The sequence below is a fragment of the Mycobacterium sp. NGS62 genome (assembly GCF_059812285.1).
In genome coordinates, this window is sequence record NZ_JCALCK010000001.1 from 389928 (window position 1) to 404229 (window position 14302).

Annotated in this window: 19 protein-coding genes, 1 tRNA gene and 1 pseudogene; 9 read left to right on the top strand and 12 right to left on the bottom strand. The window is 67.3% G+C overall.

The features are described 5' to 3' along the window. Window positions 1–45: 45 nt before the first annotated feature. Window positions 46–363: a hypothetical protein gene (locus AC5Y49_RS01890; protein WP_499884124.1), complete on the bottom strand. Its 318-nt coding sequence runs from the start codon at window positions 361–363 to the stop codon at window positions 46–48. 130 nt (window positions 364–493) lie between these two features. On the opposite strand from AC5Y49_RS01890, the gene AC5Y49_RS01895 reads away from it, so the two are divergent. The 3 genes from AC5Y49_RS01895 to AC5Y49_RS01905 are packed head-to-tail and all read left to right on the top strand — an operon-like array spanning window position 494 to window position 2882. After that, window positions 494–1537, top strand: a complete 1044-nt coding sequence (locus tag AC5Y49_RS01895; protein ID WP_499884125.1) for an NHL repeat-containing protein — start codon at window positions 494–496, stop codon at window positions 1535–1537. A gap of 44 nt (window positions 1538–1581) precedes the next feature. Then, window positions 1582–1794, top strand: coding sequence for a DUF5703 family protein (locus AC5Y49_RS01900; RefSeq protein WP_499884617.1), 213 nt, complete (start codon window positions 1582–1584; stop codon window positions 1792–1794). Beyond that, window positions 1791–2882, top strand: coding sequence for a quinone-dependent dihydroorotate dehydrogenase (locus AC5Y49_RS01905; protein ID WP_499884126.1), 1092 nt, complete (start codon window positions 1791–1793; stop codon window positions 2880–2882). The genes AC5Y49_RS01900 and AC5Y49_RS01905 overlap by 4 nt, the downstream gene beginning before the upstream one ends. Before the next feature lie 17 nt (window positions 2883–2899). On the opposite strand, the gene AC5Y49_RS01910 is transcribed toward AC5Y49_RS01905, so the two are convergent. From AC5Y49_RS01910 to AC5Y49_RS01920, 3 genes are read right to left on the bottom strand one after another with little or no spacing between them, the layout of a single operon-like run. Next, window positions 2900–3505 (bottom strand): alpha/beta hydrolase family protein, encoded by a 606-nt coding sequence (locus AC5Y49_RS01910; protein ID WP_499884127.1) that lies wholly within the window; start codon window positions 3503–3505, stop codon window positions 2900–2902. Between the two features lie 17 nt (window positions 3506–3522). After that, window positions 3523–4053, bottom strand: a complete 531-nt coding sequence (locus AC5Y49_RS01915) for a YbhB/YbcL family Raf kinase inhibitor-like protein (RefSeq protein WP_499884128.1) — start codon at window positions 4051–4053, stop codon at window positions 3523–3525. A 35-nt stretch (window positions 4054–4088) separates the two neighbouring features. After that, window positions 4089–5435, bottom strand: a complete 1347-nt coding sequence (locus AC5Y49_RS01920) for a M20/M25/M40 family metallo-hydrolase (protein ID WP_499884129.1) — start codon at window positions 5433–5435, stop codon at window positions 4089–4091. A gap of 94 nt (window positions 5436–5529) precedes the next feature. Between AC5Y49_RS01920 and AC5Y49_RS01925 the strand changes: the two genes are divergently transcribed. From AC5Y49_RS01925 to AC5Y49_RS01945, 5 genes and pseudogenes are all read left to right on the top strand, one after another. Next, window positions 5530–5615: transfer RNA gene (locus AC5Y49_RS01925), tRNA-Leu, on the top strand. A gap of 98 nt (window positions 5616–5713) precedes the next feature. Then, window positions 5714–5794 (top strand): annotated as a pseudogene (locus tag AC5Y49_RS01930) (type II toxin-antitoxin system Phd/YefM family antitoxin); the annotation flags it as partial. Between the two features lie 3 nt (window positions 5795–5797). Further along, window positions 5798–6232 carry a type II toxin-antitoxin system VapC family toxin gene (locus tag AC5Y49_RS01935; RefSeq protein ID WP_499884130.1) on the top strand — a complete coding sequence of 145 codons (435 nt, stop codon included), beginning with the start codon at window positions 5798–5800 and terminating at the stop codon, window positions 6230–6232. 78 nt (window positions 6233–6310) lie between these two features. Then, entirely contained in the window at window positions 6311–6553 is a 243-nt protein-coding gene (locus AC5Y49_RS01940; RefSeq protein ID WP_499884131.1) for an AbrB/MazE/SpoVT family DNA-binding domain-containing protein, read from the top strand. After that, window positions 6550–6930 (top strand): type II toxin-antitoxin system VapC family toxin, encoded by a 381-nt coding sequence (locus tag AC5Y49_RS01945; protein WP_499884132.1) that lies wholly within the window; start codon window positions 6550–6552, stop codon window positions 6928–6930. Before AC5Y49_RS01940 ends, AC5Y49_RS01945 begins: the two co-directional genes overlap by 4 nt. Here AC5Y49_RS01945 and AC5Y49_RS01950 read toward each other — a convergent pair. After that, on the bottom strand, window positions 6927–8027 hold the full coding sequence (locus AC5Y49_RS01950; protein WP_499884133.1) for an NAD(P)/FAD-dependent oxidoreductase: 1101 nt from the start codon (window positions 8025–8027) through the stop codon (window positions 6927–6929). The two genes, AC5Y49_RS01945 and AC5Y49_RS01950, sit on opposite strands and share 4 nt — an antisense overlap. Before the next feature lie 238 nt (window positions 8028–8265). On the opposite strand from AC5Y49_RS01950, the gene AC5Y49_RS01955 reads away from it, so the two are divergent. Beyond that, complete coding sequence (locus tag AC5Y49_RS01955) at window positions 8266–8952, top strand: phosphoribosyltransferase (RefSeq protein ID WP_499884134.1); 687 nt, start codon at window positions 8266–8268, stop codon at window positions 8950–8952. Window positions 8953–8965: 13 nt separating this feature from the next. On the opposite strand, the gene AC5Y49_RS01960 is transcribed toward AC5Y49_RS01955, so the two are convergent. The 7 genes from AC5Y49_RS01960 to ftsZ all read right to left on the bottom strand — a co-directional run bounded on the left by AC5Y49_RS01960 (window position 8966) and on the right by ftsZ (window position 14277). Then, complete coding sequence (locus tag AC5Y49_RS01960; RefSeq protein WP_499884135.1) at window positions 8966–9334, bottom strand: hypothetical protein; 369 nt, start codon at window positions 9332–9334, stop codon at window positions 8966–8968. An 84-nt stretch (window positions 9335–9418) separates the two neighbouring features. Then, window positions 9419–10225, bottom strand: a complete 807-nt coding sequence (gene wag31 / locus AC5Y49_RS01965) for a DivIVA-like cell division protein Wag31 (RefSeq protein WP_499884136.1) — start codon at window positions 10223–10225, stop codon at window positions 9419–9421. Between the two features lie 253 nt (window positions 10226–10478). Then, on the bottom strand, window positions 10479–10769 hold the full coding sequence (locus tag AC5Y49_RS01970) for a YggT family protein (RefSeq protein ID WP_499884137.1): 291 nt from the start codon (window positions 10767–10769) through the stop codon (window positions 10479–10481). A gap of 146 nt (window positions 10770–10915) precedes the next feature. Next, complete coding sequence (locus AC5Y49_RS01975) at window positions 10916–11566, bottom strand: cell division protein SepF (protein WP_499884138.1); 651 nt, start codon at window positions 11564–11566, stop codon at window positions 10916–10918. A gap of 66 nt (window positions 11567–11632) precedes the next feature. Beyond that, window positions 11633–12406: a YggS family pyridoxal phosphate-dependent enzyme gene (locus AC5Y49_RS01980; RefSeq protein ID WP_499884139.1), complete on the bottom strand. Its 774-nt coding sequence runs from the start codon at window positions 12404–12406 to the stop codon at window positions 11633–11635. Then, the gene (pgeF, locus tag AC5Y49_RS01985) at window positions 12403–13110 is read right to left on the bottom strand and encodes a peptidoglycan editing factor PgeF (RefSeq protein WP_499884140.1); all 708 of its coding nucleotides are present in this window, start codon (window positions 13108–13110) and stop codon (window positions 12403–12405) included. The genes AC5Y49_RS01980 and pgeF overlap by 4 nt, the downstream gene beginning before the upstream one ends. Before the next feature lie 21 nt (window positions 13111–13131). Further along, the gene (gene ftsZ, locus AC5Y49_RS01990) at window positions 13132–14277 is read right to left on the bottom strand and encodes a cell division protein FtsZ (RefSeq protein ID WP_499884618.1); all 1146 of its coding nucleotides are present in this window, start codon (window positions 14275–14277) and stop codon (window positions 13132–13134) included. Between the last annotated feature and the right edge of the window lie 25 nt (window positions 14278–14302).

Below are 14302 nucleotides of genomic sequence, written 5' to 3' on the forward strand. Positions count from 1 at the left end.
TACCTGGTATGCCCGCTGCTCACCGTGCGGGACGCGTAAGCCGGACTAGTGCGGTAGCGGTGCGGCCGCCGCAACCGTGTCACGCACCGCCGCGGCCAAACTGCGTTCGTCTGCGACGTCGATATCGACCACGCTCCGCCGCGCCGTCGCCACTACGTCCTCGGGCTGCGGGACGGGGCCATTGAGTCGTGGCCGGTAAATTTCGACGAGCAGCGACTGGCGTTCGATACGGAATGCGAAACTGCGTCCATCCCCGACGTGACCGAAGCCACTCGCCAAGACTTTGGTCGAAAAGACCCCGGTCCACATGTCTTCGATGCCGAACTCGGAATCGGCGAACTGACGGTCTTCGGCGACAGTCATCCGGCGACCATACCCTCCGGGACCCGCCCGCCCGAGGCGACGAGGCCGGGTTGAACCCGACAATCTTCCTTAGACTCTGACCCGGATGGCACGTCCCGCTGCATAACCTGAAAGTTACCCCTTGGCCTCAATGTGTAAACCGGCGGTTCACCGGCGAGCCGCTGGCCTGCTGTTTTTCCTGACGCTGGTGGCCGGGTGCTCGGCGGAGTCATTCGACGCCTCACCACCGACGATCTCGCCCGCGGCGCCGGCTGACTCTCCGCCGGTCACTGCCGCACCGGCCGGCGTCGTGCGGCCGCTGCCGGGCCGTGCTGCGGCGGCGATCTTCGATGACCGCACCGCTGCGCTGGCGGTATTGATCGCAGCCGGCCAACCGGCGGCACCGGCCATTGCGATATTCGACAGCGGACCCCAGCCTGCTCGAGTCATCGACTTGCCCGGGCCGGCGAGCGCATTGACCGGCGACCGCGCCGGCAACGCCTATGTGGCCACCCGCGGCGGCTACTTCGTCGTCGATCTGGCCGCCGGCCGGGTTGCCCGGGTGGCCGTTGCCGACGCGGAAGACACCGACTTCACGGCGATCGCCCGCCGCGCGGACAGCGCGCTAGTGTTGGGAACCGCCGACGGTGCCGTCTACCGGCTGGCCACTGCGGAACCCGAAACGGCCAGAGCTGCCGTCGGCAACCGGACCAAGATTGTCGGTCGAATCGATTCCCTTGCCGCGCAAGGCAATACCGTGGCGGTTCTGGATCGAGCCCAGACCTTGGTCACCACGATCGAGGCCGACGGCACACTTGGGCAGGCGTTGCGGGCCGGTCAGGGCGCCACCACCATCGCGGCTGATCCGCTGGGCCGGATACTGGTCGCCGATACCCGCGGCGGCCAGTTGCTGGTCTTCGGTGTCGACCCGCTGATCCTGCGTCAGGCCTATCCGGTGCGGCAAGCCCCGTACGGCCTGGCCGGATCGCGCGGATTGACCTGGGTGACGCAGACCGCGGCGAATACGGTTATTGGTTACGATCTGTCCACCGGAATACCCGTCGAAAAGGTGCGTTACCCGACCGTGCAGCAGCCCAACTCCCTCGCCTTCGCCGACGCCTCAGGCACGTTGTATGTGGTGTCGGGGTCTGGCGGCGGAGTTCAGGTCATCGAGCATGCGGCAGGCCCGCGTTGAGCACGGCACAGCGCAGCCGGTTGCCTGCGGGCTGGGACGCCGAGATGTCCGACGAATACGAGTGGGCGCCGCTGCGGCTGCCTGCGGATGTGACCCGGGTCAGTGCATCCACCCGGCTGTCCATCGAGGCCGAATATCGCGGCTGGGAGCTGACCCGGGTACGGCTCTACACCGACGGCAGTAGGCGAGTGTTGTTGCGCCGCAAGAAATCTCGCGTTGACACCACAGTTGACACCGTGGGCCAGCCGGAACTGTGACGGCAAGCGGCGACGATCATCGGCTCTACGGTGCGCTTCGCCGAATCCTGTTCCTGGTGCCTCCCGAACGCATTCACACGTTGGCGTTCGCCGCATTGCGGACCGCCACCCTCGGCGCGGGGGCGCGACGAGGACTTCGGCGGGCACTGGGGCCGACCGACCCGGTACTGGCCAGCACCGTGTTCGGCGTGCGCTTCCCCGGACCGCTCGGGCTGGCCGCCGGCTTCGACAAGGACGGCGCGGGTCTGAAGACCTGGGGGGCGCTGGGTTTCGGCTACGCCGAAATCGGCACCGTCACCGCGCACCCCCAACCCGGCAACGCCGCCCCGAGGATGTTTCGGCTGCCCGCCGACCGCGCGCTGCTCAACCGGATGGGTTTCAACAACCACGGCGCTGCCGAACTCGCCGCGCGGCTGGCGCGCCACCGCGCCGAGGTGCCGATCGGTGTCAACATCGGCAAGACCAAGACCACCCCGCCCGAGCATGCCGTCGAGGACTACCGGGCCAGCGCACGGTTGGTCGGCCCACTGTCGTCGTATCTGGTGGTCAACGTCAGCTCACCGAACACGCCCGGGCTGCGCGACTTGCAGGCGGTCGAGTCGCTGCGACCGATTCTGGCCGCGGTGCTCGCCGAGACGTCGGCCCCGGTGCTGGTGAAGATCGCGCCGGATCTGACCGACACCGACATCGACGACATCGCCGACCTTGCCGTCGAACTCGGCCTGGCCGGCATCGTCGCCACCAACACCACGGTGTCGCGCGACGGCCTGGCCACACCCGGCGTGGCCGGCCTCGGCCCCGGCGGCATTTCGGGGCCGCCGCTGGCACGCCGGGCCACCGAGGTGCTGCGCCGGCTGCATCACCGGGTCGGTGACCGTCTGGTGCTCATCAGCGTGGGCGGCATCGAAACCGCCGAGGACGCCTGGGACCGGATCACCGCCGGTGCCTCGCTGTTGCAGGGCTATACCGGGTTCATTTACGGGGGCGGGCTGTGGGCCAAACACATTCACGACGGCATCGCCCGCCGCCTCCACCACGAAGGCTTCGCGTCGCTGAGCGACGCGGTCGGGTCGGCGACGCGTCCCTAACCCGACCACCTCATCTGCTAGCTCTTGGCTGTGGCAGCCAAATGATCGGCGACGAACCCGGTAGTCAGCCGATGCCATTCGCGCCATCGGCGCACCATGTGGTGGCCGACTCCGTCCAGAGCCACCCAATGAGCATCCAGCCCGCGCCGGCAGGCCCGCCTGGTTTGCGCGTGTGAATCGGCCGGGTCGGTCGTGGTGTCGGCGGTGCCGTGCACGACCAGCAGCCGGGTGGATGCCGGGATCAGGTCACCGTCCTGCCCTGCCCACCACGGCGCAAGCGCCACCACTGCGCCGACTCCCCCGCCGGCGGCCAAGTGGGCCGCAACCCGCCCGCCCATGGAGTGGCCCACCAGCGCAATTCGTTGCGGCTGGAACCGGGCCTGGACGTCGGCAAGCACCTTCTTGGCATCCTGCACCGGATCCAGGCGCGGGCTGTTCCATCCGCAGACGCGATAGGCCACCTGGCGCACCTCGACCTGCCGCCCCAACCGGCGCCGTAATGCCCGTGTCACGAACATCATCCGCAGGCTGGCCAATCGCCAGGGCTTGAACGCCCGCTCGCTGCGGACCTCACCGCCGGGCAGCACCAACACGCACGCGCGCATCGCGTTGTCGGTGACCACTGGCGGTGCTTCGGCGGCTAGCGCTGCTCGTAGGTGCCGTAGATGACGGCGCGCGCGATGGCGTTCTGGAAGAGGTTGAACCCGAGAAACGCCGGGCTGGCGTCCTCGTTGAGGTCGAGTTTCGCCACCTTCACCGCATGCACCGTGACGTAGTACCGGTGCTGGCCATGCCCCGGCGGCGGGGCCGCACCGACATAGCGGCGCATGCCCGCATCGTTGACCAGTGTCAGCGCGCCTCCCGGCAACTCACGACCGTCCCCCACGCCGTCGGGCAACTCGGTGACATCGGCGGGAAGGTTGGCCACCGCCCAGTGCCAAAACCCCGACAGGGTCGGCGCGTCCGGGTCATACACCGTGACCGCAAAACTGCGAGTCTCGTCCGGGAAGCCCGACCAGCTCAATTGGGGGCTGACGTCCTCGCCGCCGGCGCCCATGATGCCGCTGATTTGGGCGCTGGCCATCGGTTGACCGTCGGTGATCGACGCCGATTGCAAGTGAAATGACGGCAGCTTGGGCAGCGTGGCATAGGGGTCGGGCGGTGCGATCATGGTCAGTCCTCTCGTCTCTTCGGCTTGATTTCCGGCTAGCAGTTTGTCAAAAAGCGCGACATCACGTCGGTACCGAACCTCAGCGCGTCGATGGGTACCCGTTCATCCACGCCGTGGAACAGCGCGGTGAAATCCAATTCCGGCGGCAAGCGCAGCGGAGCGAAGCCAAAACAGCGAATCCCCAACCGCGCGAAGGCTTTCGCGTCCGTTCCGCCGGACAGCATGTAGGGAACGGTCCGGGCTTCGGGATCCACCGCCAGCAGCGCCGAATTCATCGCGTCGACCAGATCACCGTCGAAGCCGGTTTCGTAGGATGGCAGGCTAACGACCCATTCCCGGGCCACGTCCGGACCGATCAGCTCGTCGACCTCGGCTTCGAACGCCGCTTGTCGCCCGGGCAGTACCCGGCAGTCCACGACGGCTTCGGCCGTCGCCGGCACGACGTTGGCCTTGTAGCCGGCGTCGAGCATGGTCGGGTTGGCGGTATCGCGCAGCGTGGCCTTCACGATGCGCGCAATCGGCCCCAACTTGTCGATCGCGCCCTCCAAGTCGGGGGAATCGGTGTCGAAGCTGTGCCCGGTCTCCTCGCCGACCGCGTCCAAAAACTGCACGACGGCATCAGTCAGCACCAGCGGGAACTGGTGACGGCCCAGCCGCGCGACCGCGTCGGCGAGGATGGTCACCGCGTTGTGGTCGTGCACCATCGAGCCGTGACCCGCCCGGCCCCGAGCCGTCAATCGCATCCACTGCAAGCCCTTTTCGGCTGTCTCGATCAGGTAGAGCCGGCGCTCCCCGCCGTCGCGGCGCGGCACCGTCAACGAGAAGCCGCCGACCTCGCCGATCGCCTCGGTGACGCCGTCGAACAGATCCGGGCGGTTGTCAACCAGCCAGTGCGCGCCGTATTTGCCGCCATGCTCCTCGTCGGCGACGAACGCGAACACCAGATCGCGGGGCGGCACAATCCCGGCGCGCCGGAACTGGCGGGCCACCACGATCATCATGCCCACCATGTCCTTCATGTCGACGGCTCCGCGGCCCCAGACGTAGCCGTCCTCGACCGCGCCGGAGAACGGGTGCACACTCCAATCGGCGGCCGCCGCGGGTACGACGTCGAGATGGCCGTGGATCATCAAGGCGCCTCGGGAGCTGTCGGCGCCGGCCAGCCGCGCGAATACATTGGCGCGCCCGGGCGCACCGGATTCCAGGTATTCCACCTGGTAGCCGACGTCTTCGAGCTGGCCGGCGATCCAGCGGGCACACTCCGCTTCGCCTTTGGTGGTGGCCAGGTCGCCGGTGTTGGTGGTGTCGAACCGGATCAGTGTGCTGACGACGTCGACGATGTCGTCGGCCGGGTCGGTGCGGTCACCGGTTGCAACAGTCACAGTCACCTTTCCTACCACCGGCACCGTCCGGCGGGTTTGGGTCGGGGCTCACCGATCCGATAGCCTTAGCTGCCAACTTGCGTGGTTGGCGTCGGTCCGAGTGGCGGAATGGCAGACGCGCTAGCTTGAGGTGCTAGTGCCCTATTAATGGGCGTGGGGGTTCAAGTCCCCCCTCGGACACGCGACTGAGGCGAGTGAAATGGACGCTCGCGTTCATTTCCGAGCCGATGGAGTGTGTTGAGCGGCGAAGCCGCGATCACACCAGCAGTGACATGTACAAGCGACCCGTCGCTGCGGGTCGGTCCCGGCCCCGGCCGCGGCGGCCGGTGTCTGACCGGGTCAGCGACCAGCGGCGCTGACCGGTGCCGCTCGTCTACTTCGACGCCAGCGCCTTCGTCAAACTTCTCACCACCGAGACAGGGAGCTCGCTGGCGTCTGCGCTCTGGGACGGCTGCGACGCCGCGTTGTCCAGCCGTCTGGCTTACCCCGAAGTCCGCGCCGCACTCGTTGCAGCAGCCCGCAATGACGACCTAACTGAATCCGGACTCGCTGCTGCCGCGCGTGACTGGGAGGACTTCTGGGCCGCCACCCGCCCAGTCGAACTCACCGCCAGGGTTGAACAGCACGCCGGCCGGCTCGCCCGCGCCCATGCTTTGCGCGGAGCCGACGCTGTTCATCTGGCCAGCGCGTTGGCCATCGGCGACCCGGATCTGATCGTCGCCGTCTGGGACCGCCGCCTGCACACCGGAGCTCAAGCCACTGGGTGCCGAGTCGCCCCCGCCCAACTCGACCCCTGAGCCGACCGCGTAAGTGGCCACGTCCCCCTCGACGCACGCTCGATGGCACGACACATACATCTGTGGCACCATCAGATCATGGATGCCACAGCGACGATCGGTCGTCAGGGCCGGCTGGTAATACCTGCCGAGATTCGCGCAGCGCTCGATCTCTCCCCCGGCGACCGGGTCCATTTACATGTCGATGGCGCCAAACTGGTGATCGAGCGACCCGAAGACGCCGTGGCTGAATTGCGGCGCCTCGGCCAGGGAGTGAGTCGCCGCCGTTCGCTGGTCGACGAGCTGTTGGCCGAACGGCGCGCTGCGGCCGCGTCCGAATGACCGTTCTCGACGCGTCAGCAGTCTTGGCCCTTCTTCACGACGAACCCGGCGCGGACATGGTCGCGTCAGCCATGACGGGTGCAATCATCGGGACGCCCAATCTCGCCGAGGTGATCGGCAAGCTTGTCGATGCCGGGATCGATGCCAGCCGAGTTCGCCAGCTGCTCGGCGCGGCTGGCGTGACGCTCGAACCGCTGAGTGCAGCTGATGCCGAACTGGCCGGTGCATTGCGGGCAGTCGGCGGTGGCCAGACACTTTCGCTCGGCGACCGGTGCTGCTTGGCACTGACCGTGCGTACGTCGCCGCCGGTGGTGCTCACCGCCGATCGAGCTTGGGCGGACCTCGACCTGCCGATCCAGGTGAAACTGATTCGTTAAGAGGTCGGCCGCCCGAGTGCGCACTCGGCCCGCAGGTCGATGCCGGGTTCTTGACCAAGCGCCAAGCGCGCGAGCGCTCTGCCGAGTGCAGGCGCCTGTTTGAACAAGTTGTGGCCGGCCACGAAGAAGATGCCCGCGTGCTCCCAGGCGGCGAACCCGTCATCGCTCCATGGCAGCGTCGTCACCCAGCAGTACCGGGCGTCCACCGGCCGAGGGCCAAGTCCGGGAAGCGCGCGTCGCACATACTGGCCGGCCCGGTCGGCCAGCGCGACGAGTTCCGCCGGATGGGTGAAGCTGCCGTCATCGTTGGCCGCGGTGACCTCGCTCAAACCGACGGCGTAGCAACGGTTTCCGGGTGTCGCCGCGGCATATGTCCCGGTTTCGCCGAACTCGCCGCTGCTGTCTTGGAGACAGGACAGCAGCGGCGACTGCTCGCGCACCTCGAAAGTCAGGCGGGCGTGCGCGGCCAATCGCACTGGCAGGGCCAGACCGATGCTGCGGGCCAGTCGCGCCGTTTCGCGTCCGGCGCACACGACGACTCGGGCATGCTCGGTGCGGATTCCGCCGCACACCACCTCGACCGTGTCGCGGCGGGTCGGCCGGATGGTGATCACCTCGTCGGCAACCAGACTGTCCCCAATCCAGCCGGTGAGCGCGTCGATCGCGGCACGCACCCGGATGGCCCCGCCGGCCTCATCGAGCATCGCAGGGCCGTCGTAACGGGCCAGCACCGGTAATCGCTCGGCGAGTTCGTCGGACCCGATCCGCCGAACGCGGATTCCGCCGGCCTGCTCGAGTATCGGCAGCCGTCGCTCCACGGCCGGGCCGATCGCAACCGCGCCGTCACCGCCGATCAGCTCACTGCCCAGCCGCTCGGCCCACTCGTCCCACACTGCTCGGCTGTCCCGCACGAACGCGACCAGCCTCGGGTCATCGTGCGCGTGCCGGAAAATCCGCGACTCGCCACCGGACTGACCATTGCCCGGGACGCCGCGTTCGTACACCCGAACCGATGCGCCGGCTTCGGTCAACGCCCAGGCCGTCGAGAGCCCCACGATTCCGGCGCCGACGACGCCGACATCCGCGCCGTTCACCACGTCGACAGAGTGCTCCGCGCGAGCCGATCTCAAACCGCTGCCGCCAATATCACTGGCGTACAGGCTGTTACGTCGCAGTGCCTACCGCTGCCATAGGGGCCGGGGCACGGGCGGAGACGGTGCGGCCGCGGCGGACCGCGTTTCGGCGGTGCTGTGGCGGGGAAGCCGCAGTATGGCGATGACTTCAGCCGTAGGCTGGTAACGGCCAACGCGCCACAGAAACCGCGAGTCGCGACCTATGAACCGATCGAGTGGCTTTTTGCACCGGGCGTCCCGGCGCACATTCAGTGACCGCCGGGAAGCCGGCCGCGCACTGGCCGAGCAGCTGTCGTCATACCGGCGCGACAGCACGGTACTCGTACTCGGACTGGCCCGCGGCGGCGTTCCGGTCGCCTGGGAGGTCGCCGCGGCCCTGCGAGCCGAGTTGGACGTGTTCCTGGTCCGCAAACTGGGTGTGCCGCAATGGCCCGAGTTGGCGATGGGCGCGCTGGCCAGCGGCGGCGGCATCGTGATGAACGACAATGTGCTGTCCAGCCTGGGCGTCAGTGACGAGCAGGTCCGCGCGGTAATCGACCGAGAGGCCGCCGAACTGCGGCGTCGCGAGCAGCTTTATCGCGGCGGACGACCGCTCACCGACCCGCGCGGTAAGACGGTGATACTGGTTGACGACGGAATCGCCACCGGCGCAAGCATGCTGGCCGCAGTGCGAGCGCTGAAAGCAATCGGTCCCAAGTCAGTGGTTGTTGCTGTGCCGGTGGGGCCGCCGTCAGCTTGCGACCAGCTGGCGCAGGAAGCCGACGACGTGATCTGTGCGACCATGCCGCCCGATTTCGAGGCGGTCGGACAGGTGTTCGCCGACTTTCATCAGGTGACCGACGAGGAGGTCCGCGAGCTGCTCGCGACGGCGACCGTCACGAAGGAATGACCGGCGGGGTTGTTTATTCCTCGTCCTCGGCCCGGGGCTCGGTTGACTGGGCCGGCTGTTGGCTAGTGCCCACACCGTTGGGTACGGATCCCTCGCCTTCGTCGGCAGCGTCCTCGGGATAGTCGGCATAGGCGTTCTCGTCGGCGCCGCTCTCGCTGGCGCTGCTGACTTCGCGCTGGGCTCCCTCGGCCTCGGCGGGCTTGTCGGCGGCTGTGCCGGCGGCGCGTCGCCGCCGTTCCTGTAGCGCATCGATGATCAACAGCACGACGCCCAACACACTGGCCGCGATGCAGACCCAGGCCACCAGCTCGTTGCTGGTGACGACGGCGAACACCAGCGCGGCAAGACCTATCACCGCTAGCACCAGCGCGATAATCAGCATCGGTTAACCTCCAGCCGAGGGGGCATGCATCATTGTTGCCAAGACTGCACGATACGGACCGTCCGGCCCGGCGCCTTCGGCTGCTTAGTTATTACCCCGATTGAACTGGTTGAACCCCCCGGCATCGTTGGTTGCGCTTGAGTCGACCGGAGCCGCCGATCCGCGCTGGCCCAGCTCCTCGAGCTGTGATTCCAGGTAGGTCTTGAGCCGGGTGCGGTACTCGCGTTCGAAGGTGCGCAGCTGCTCGAGGCGGCCCTCCAGCACGGTGCGCTGTTGGTTGATGGTGCCCATGATCTCGGAGTGCTTGCGCTCGGCATCGGCCTGCAGTGCGTCGGCCTTTTCTTGGGCCTGACGCAGCTGGGTCTCCGATCGAGTCTGTGCGTCGCCGAGCATCGCGTCGGCGCGCTGCCGGGCTTCTGCGACGGTGGTGTCCGCTTCCCGCCGGGCCTCGGTGAGGATCTGGTCGGCGTTGGCTCGGGCGTCGGCCATCAGTTTGTCGGACTCGGCTTTGGCCGTGCTGGTCAGCCGGTCGGCGGTGTCCTGGGCCAAGCTGAGCACCTTGGCGGCCTTCATGGCCTGTTCCTCGCTGGTCGAGGCTGCGGGAGCGGCGGCCGGCTGTGGTGCGGGCCTGGCGGGCTCCGGTTCCGGTTCGGGCTCGTAGACGGGCATGGCCTGGCTGGTCTGAGCGCCGCCACCGGAGCGGGCGCCGGCCAGCTCTTGGTCGAGTTCGTTGACCCGCTGACGCAGATCGGCGTTCTCCTCGATCAGCCTGGTCAGCTCGTTCTCCACCAAGTCGAGGAAGGCGTCGACTTCGTCTTCGTTGTAGCCGCGCTTGCCGATGGGCGGCTTACTGAACGCCACATTGTGAACGTCGGCTGGTGTCAGCGGCATTGTTTGCCCCCTCGAGTCTGGACGATCAAACCAACCTGGAAAGTCTAGATCGGTATGAACGGTGTGGTAGCCATACTGCAACTGCGGCCCATCCTGTCACACCAGACCCGCCGGTTGCCGAATCGGTCAATAAATAAGACCGAATTTCAATCTTTAAGAAACACGAGATCAGGGCGATAAGACAACGAAATGCACTGACCCAAACGCAGTTAAGCGACGCTGCCCACCCGGCCGAGGGCAGCGCGGACCGCGGTTACCCCGAGTAATCGAGTGCGATTTGCGAGGCGACGAACGCCACCAGCATCAGCACCATGATGGACAGGTCGAAACGGACGGCGCCGATGGTGAGCTGCGGTATGAGCCGGCGCAGCAGCTTCACCGGTGGATCGGTGATCGACATGATGATCTCCAGGATCACCACCGTGAGACCGCGCGGCCGCCAGTCGCGGCTGAACGACCGGATGAACTCGACGACGATCCGAGCGATCAGCAGCAGCCAAAAGATGAATAGCGCAAAACCCAGGATGTGGATGAACAGCGCCAACGAGAGCCCGACCTTACTGATGAGGATGTGACGATCACGACAGCACCGACCGCGGCCGGCACAATGACCGTCAGCCTACCGACTCGCTCCGGCGAGCCGTACACGAGGCGAGACGCTGCCTACGCCGTGGCCGCGGCGCGCGGTCCTTACTGGTACGCGTAGAAGCCGGTCTCGGCAATCCGGCGACGTTCCTCGGGCGACACGTCGACATCGGCGGGTGAGAGCAAAAACACCTTGGTGGCGACTTTGTCGAAGGAGCCGCGCAGCGCGAAGGCCAACCCCGCGGCGAAGTCGACAAGGCGTTTGGCGTCGGCGTTGTCCATCGACACCAGGTCCATGATCACCGGGGTGCCGTCGCGGAACCGCTCGCCGATGGTGCGGGCCTCGCTGTAGTCCTTGGGCCGCAGCGTGGTGATCTTCGACAACGGGCTGCCCTCATCGAAGAGCATCGCCATGCGACGCGGGTCCATCGCCAACGCACCGCGAGTGGCTGATCGCAGCGAGGCGAACCGCGGCCGTGACAACTCGGTGCGCTCGTAGTCGCGCGGCCGGAAACGATGGTCGTCGGAGTAACCGCCCCGGTAGCTGCCGGGTGGATAGTCTCCCGGTTCGCTGCGCGGATCGTCGTAGTCGTGCCCGTCGAAGCGGTCTTCGTAGCGGCCGTAGCCATCTTCGGCGAACCGCTGACGCCCATAGCCCGGACGCGCTGGCGCGCGGTCGTCGTCGTAGTACTCGTCGTCGTAGTCCTCCATCGGAGCCATACCGAAGTAGGCCTTGACCTTGTGCAGTGTGCTCATCGCGGGACCCCTTCTAGGCTGCTGAAGATGTGGTGTCTGTGATGAAGATGTGACTGGAGTGACTATTCACGGTGACGGTAGCGGTCTTCGACCCAATAACGCGGTACCGACACGCACACACGTCGAACCATGTTTGACCGCCGTTTCCAGGTCGTTTGACATACCGGCCGACAATCCCGCGGCATTCGGATGCGCCTCGCGTATCCGCTCGTGCTCGGATTGCAGCCGGTCGAAAGCTCTGTCGGGCTCCCAGTCCAGCGGCGGGATGCCCATCAGGCCAACGAGTTCCAGGTATTCGGCCTCATCCACCCGGGAGCAGACTTCGTCGACGGCGGCGGGCTGGGTGACGTCGACGCCGCCGCGCGACACGTCGCCGTCGAGGCTGATCTGGACATAGACGCGCAGCGGTGCCGTTCGGCGATGCTCACGCAGCGCCGCACCAACGGCGCGGTCGAGGGCATCGACTATTCGGGCACTGCTGACCGAATGGGTGGTGTGCGCCCAGTTGGCCAGCGACCGGACCTTGTTGCGCTGAATCTGGCCCACCATGTGCCACTCCACCCCGGGTCGATCGCGGCCCAGCAATCCGGCGACTTCATCCACCTTCGCCGCGGCCTCCTGCTCGCGGGATTCGCCAAAGGCCCGACATCCCAATCCCGACAAAATCGCCACATCTGTTGCGGGAAAGAATTTGGATATCGGCAGCAGTTCAATTCCGTCGACATTCCGTTCAGCCGCGTCCGCGGCTGCCGCAAGCCGCGCCCGCAGTGCACGCAAAGCGTCGGCCAATTCCGATTCCCGCTCCCGGTGCGGTGAGACGTTTGCCGCCGTCGCACTCATTGCATCCACACCACCGATGCCAGCCGCCCGGTGGGCGCGTCACGGCGATGGCTGAACAGGCTGGGGTCGTCCACCGTGCAGCGCGGGTCGACGTCGATGGCCGTTACGCCCAAATTCTTGAGCTGGCAGGCTATTCCGGCTCGAAGGTCCAGTCCGGGCGTGCCCGCCGAGGTGGTGGTCCGACTGCCCGGCAGCGCCGCTTCGACCTCGTCGGCCATTGCGGCGGGCACTTCGTAGTTGCGGCCGCTGACGGCCGGGCCCAGCAGCGCGGAAACGTCGTTGGTCTGCGCGCCGAGGGTCAGCATGGCTTCCAGCGCACGGGCCACGACGCCACCCGCCGCGCCGACGCGTCCGGCATGCACGGCAGCCACCACCCCGGCACGAGCGTCGGCCATCAACACCGGCACGCAATCGGCACTCAACGTGGCCAGCGCCAGCCGCGGTGTGCGGGTCACCAAGGCATCGGTGTCGTTCACCGGTGCGGTGCGCGGCCCGTCGACCACCTCGACCCGGTCGCTGTGCACCTGGTTCATCCAGATCACCCGATCGGCACCGAGGCCGAGGGCTGCGGCCAGCCGGGCCCGATTGGCTGCCACTGCAGCGGGGTCGTCACCGACATGGTCACCGAGGTTGAAGCTGTCGAACGGCGGCGCCGAGACACCGCCCGACCGGGTGGTCGTCACGCGCCGGATGCGAACGCTCACCTGCCCAGTATCGTCGGCGGGCTAGCGCCGCATGAAAGGCGGCACGTCGACGTCCTCGTCGTCGTCGCCCCCGATATCCAGCGTTGAACCGTTGGTCTGCAACGGCATGCTGAGCGCGTCGGCCGGCTCGAACAGCGACGAGGTGACCTTGCCCGCCTTGGCCGGCGCGATGGTCTGGGCTTGCGCCTGACCGCTGCCGACAATCGGTTTGCGACCCGGTCCGGTGGCGTCGAAGCCCGCTGCGATGACCGTGATGCGCACTTCGTCGCCCAGCGAGTCGTCGATGACCGTCCCGAAAATGATGTTGGCGTCTTGATGGGCAGCGTCTTGCACCAGCGAGGCCGCCTCGTTGATCTCGAACAGGCCCAGGTCGCTGCCGCCGGCGATCGACAGCAGAACGCCCTGCGCGCCCTCCATCGAGGCTTCCAGTAGCGGAGAGTTGATCGCGACCTCGGCAGCCTTGAGCGCCCGGCCTTCACCGCGGGCCGAGCCGATGCCCATCAGCGCGCTGCCGGCGCCGGACATGACGCCCTTGACGTCGGCGAAGTCGACGTTGATCAGCCCCGGGGTGGTGATCAGGTCGGTGATGCCCTGCACCCCGTTGAGCAGTACCTCGTCGGCGCTGCGGAAGGCATCCATCAGCGACACGGCGGCGTCGCCCATCTGCAGCAGCCGGTCGTTGGGGATCACGATCAGGGTGTCGCAGCTTTCCCGTAGTGCCGCGATGCCGTTTTCGGCTTGGGTGCTGCGTCGCTTGCCCTCAAACGAGAACGGCCGGGTGACGACGCCGACGGTCAGCGCCCCGAGCTTGCGCGAGATGCTGGCGACCACTGGGGCTCCGCCGGTGCCGGTGCCGCCGCCTTCGCCGGCGGTGACGAACACCATGTCGGCGCCGCGGAGCAGCTCTTCGATCTCATCTTTGGCGTCCTCGGCCGCCCGTCGCCCGACCTCGGGGTCGGCGCCGGCGCCCAGGCCGCGGGTGGAGTCGCGGCCGACGTCGAGCTTGACGTCGGCGTCGCTCATCAACAGCGCCTGGGCGTCGGTGTTGATGGCGATGAACTCCACGCCTTTGAGGCCCTGCTCGATCATCCGGTTGACGGCGTTGACACCACCGCCGCCGATACCCACGACTTTGATGACGGCCAGGTAGTTGTGCGGGGGGGTCATCATGGCGTCTTCCTCCCTAGATGGG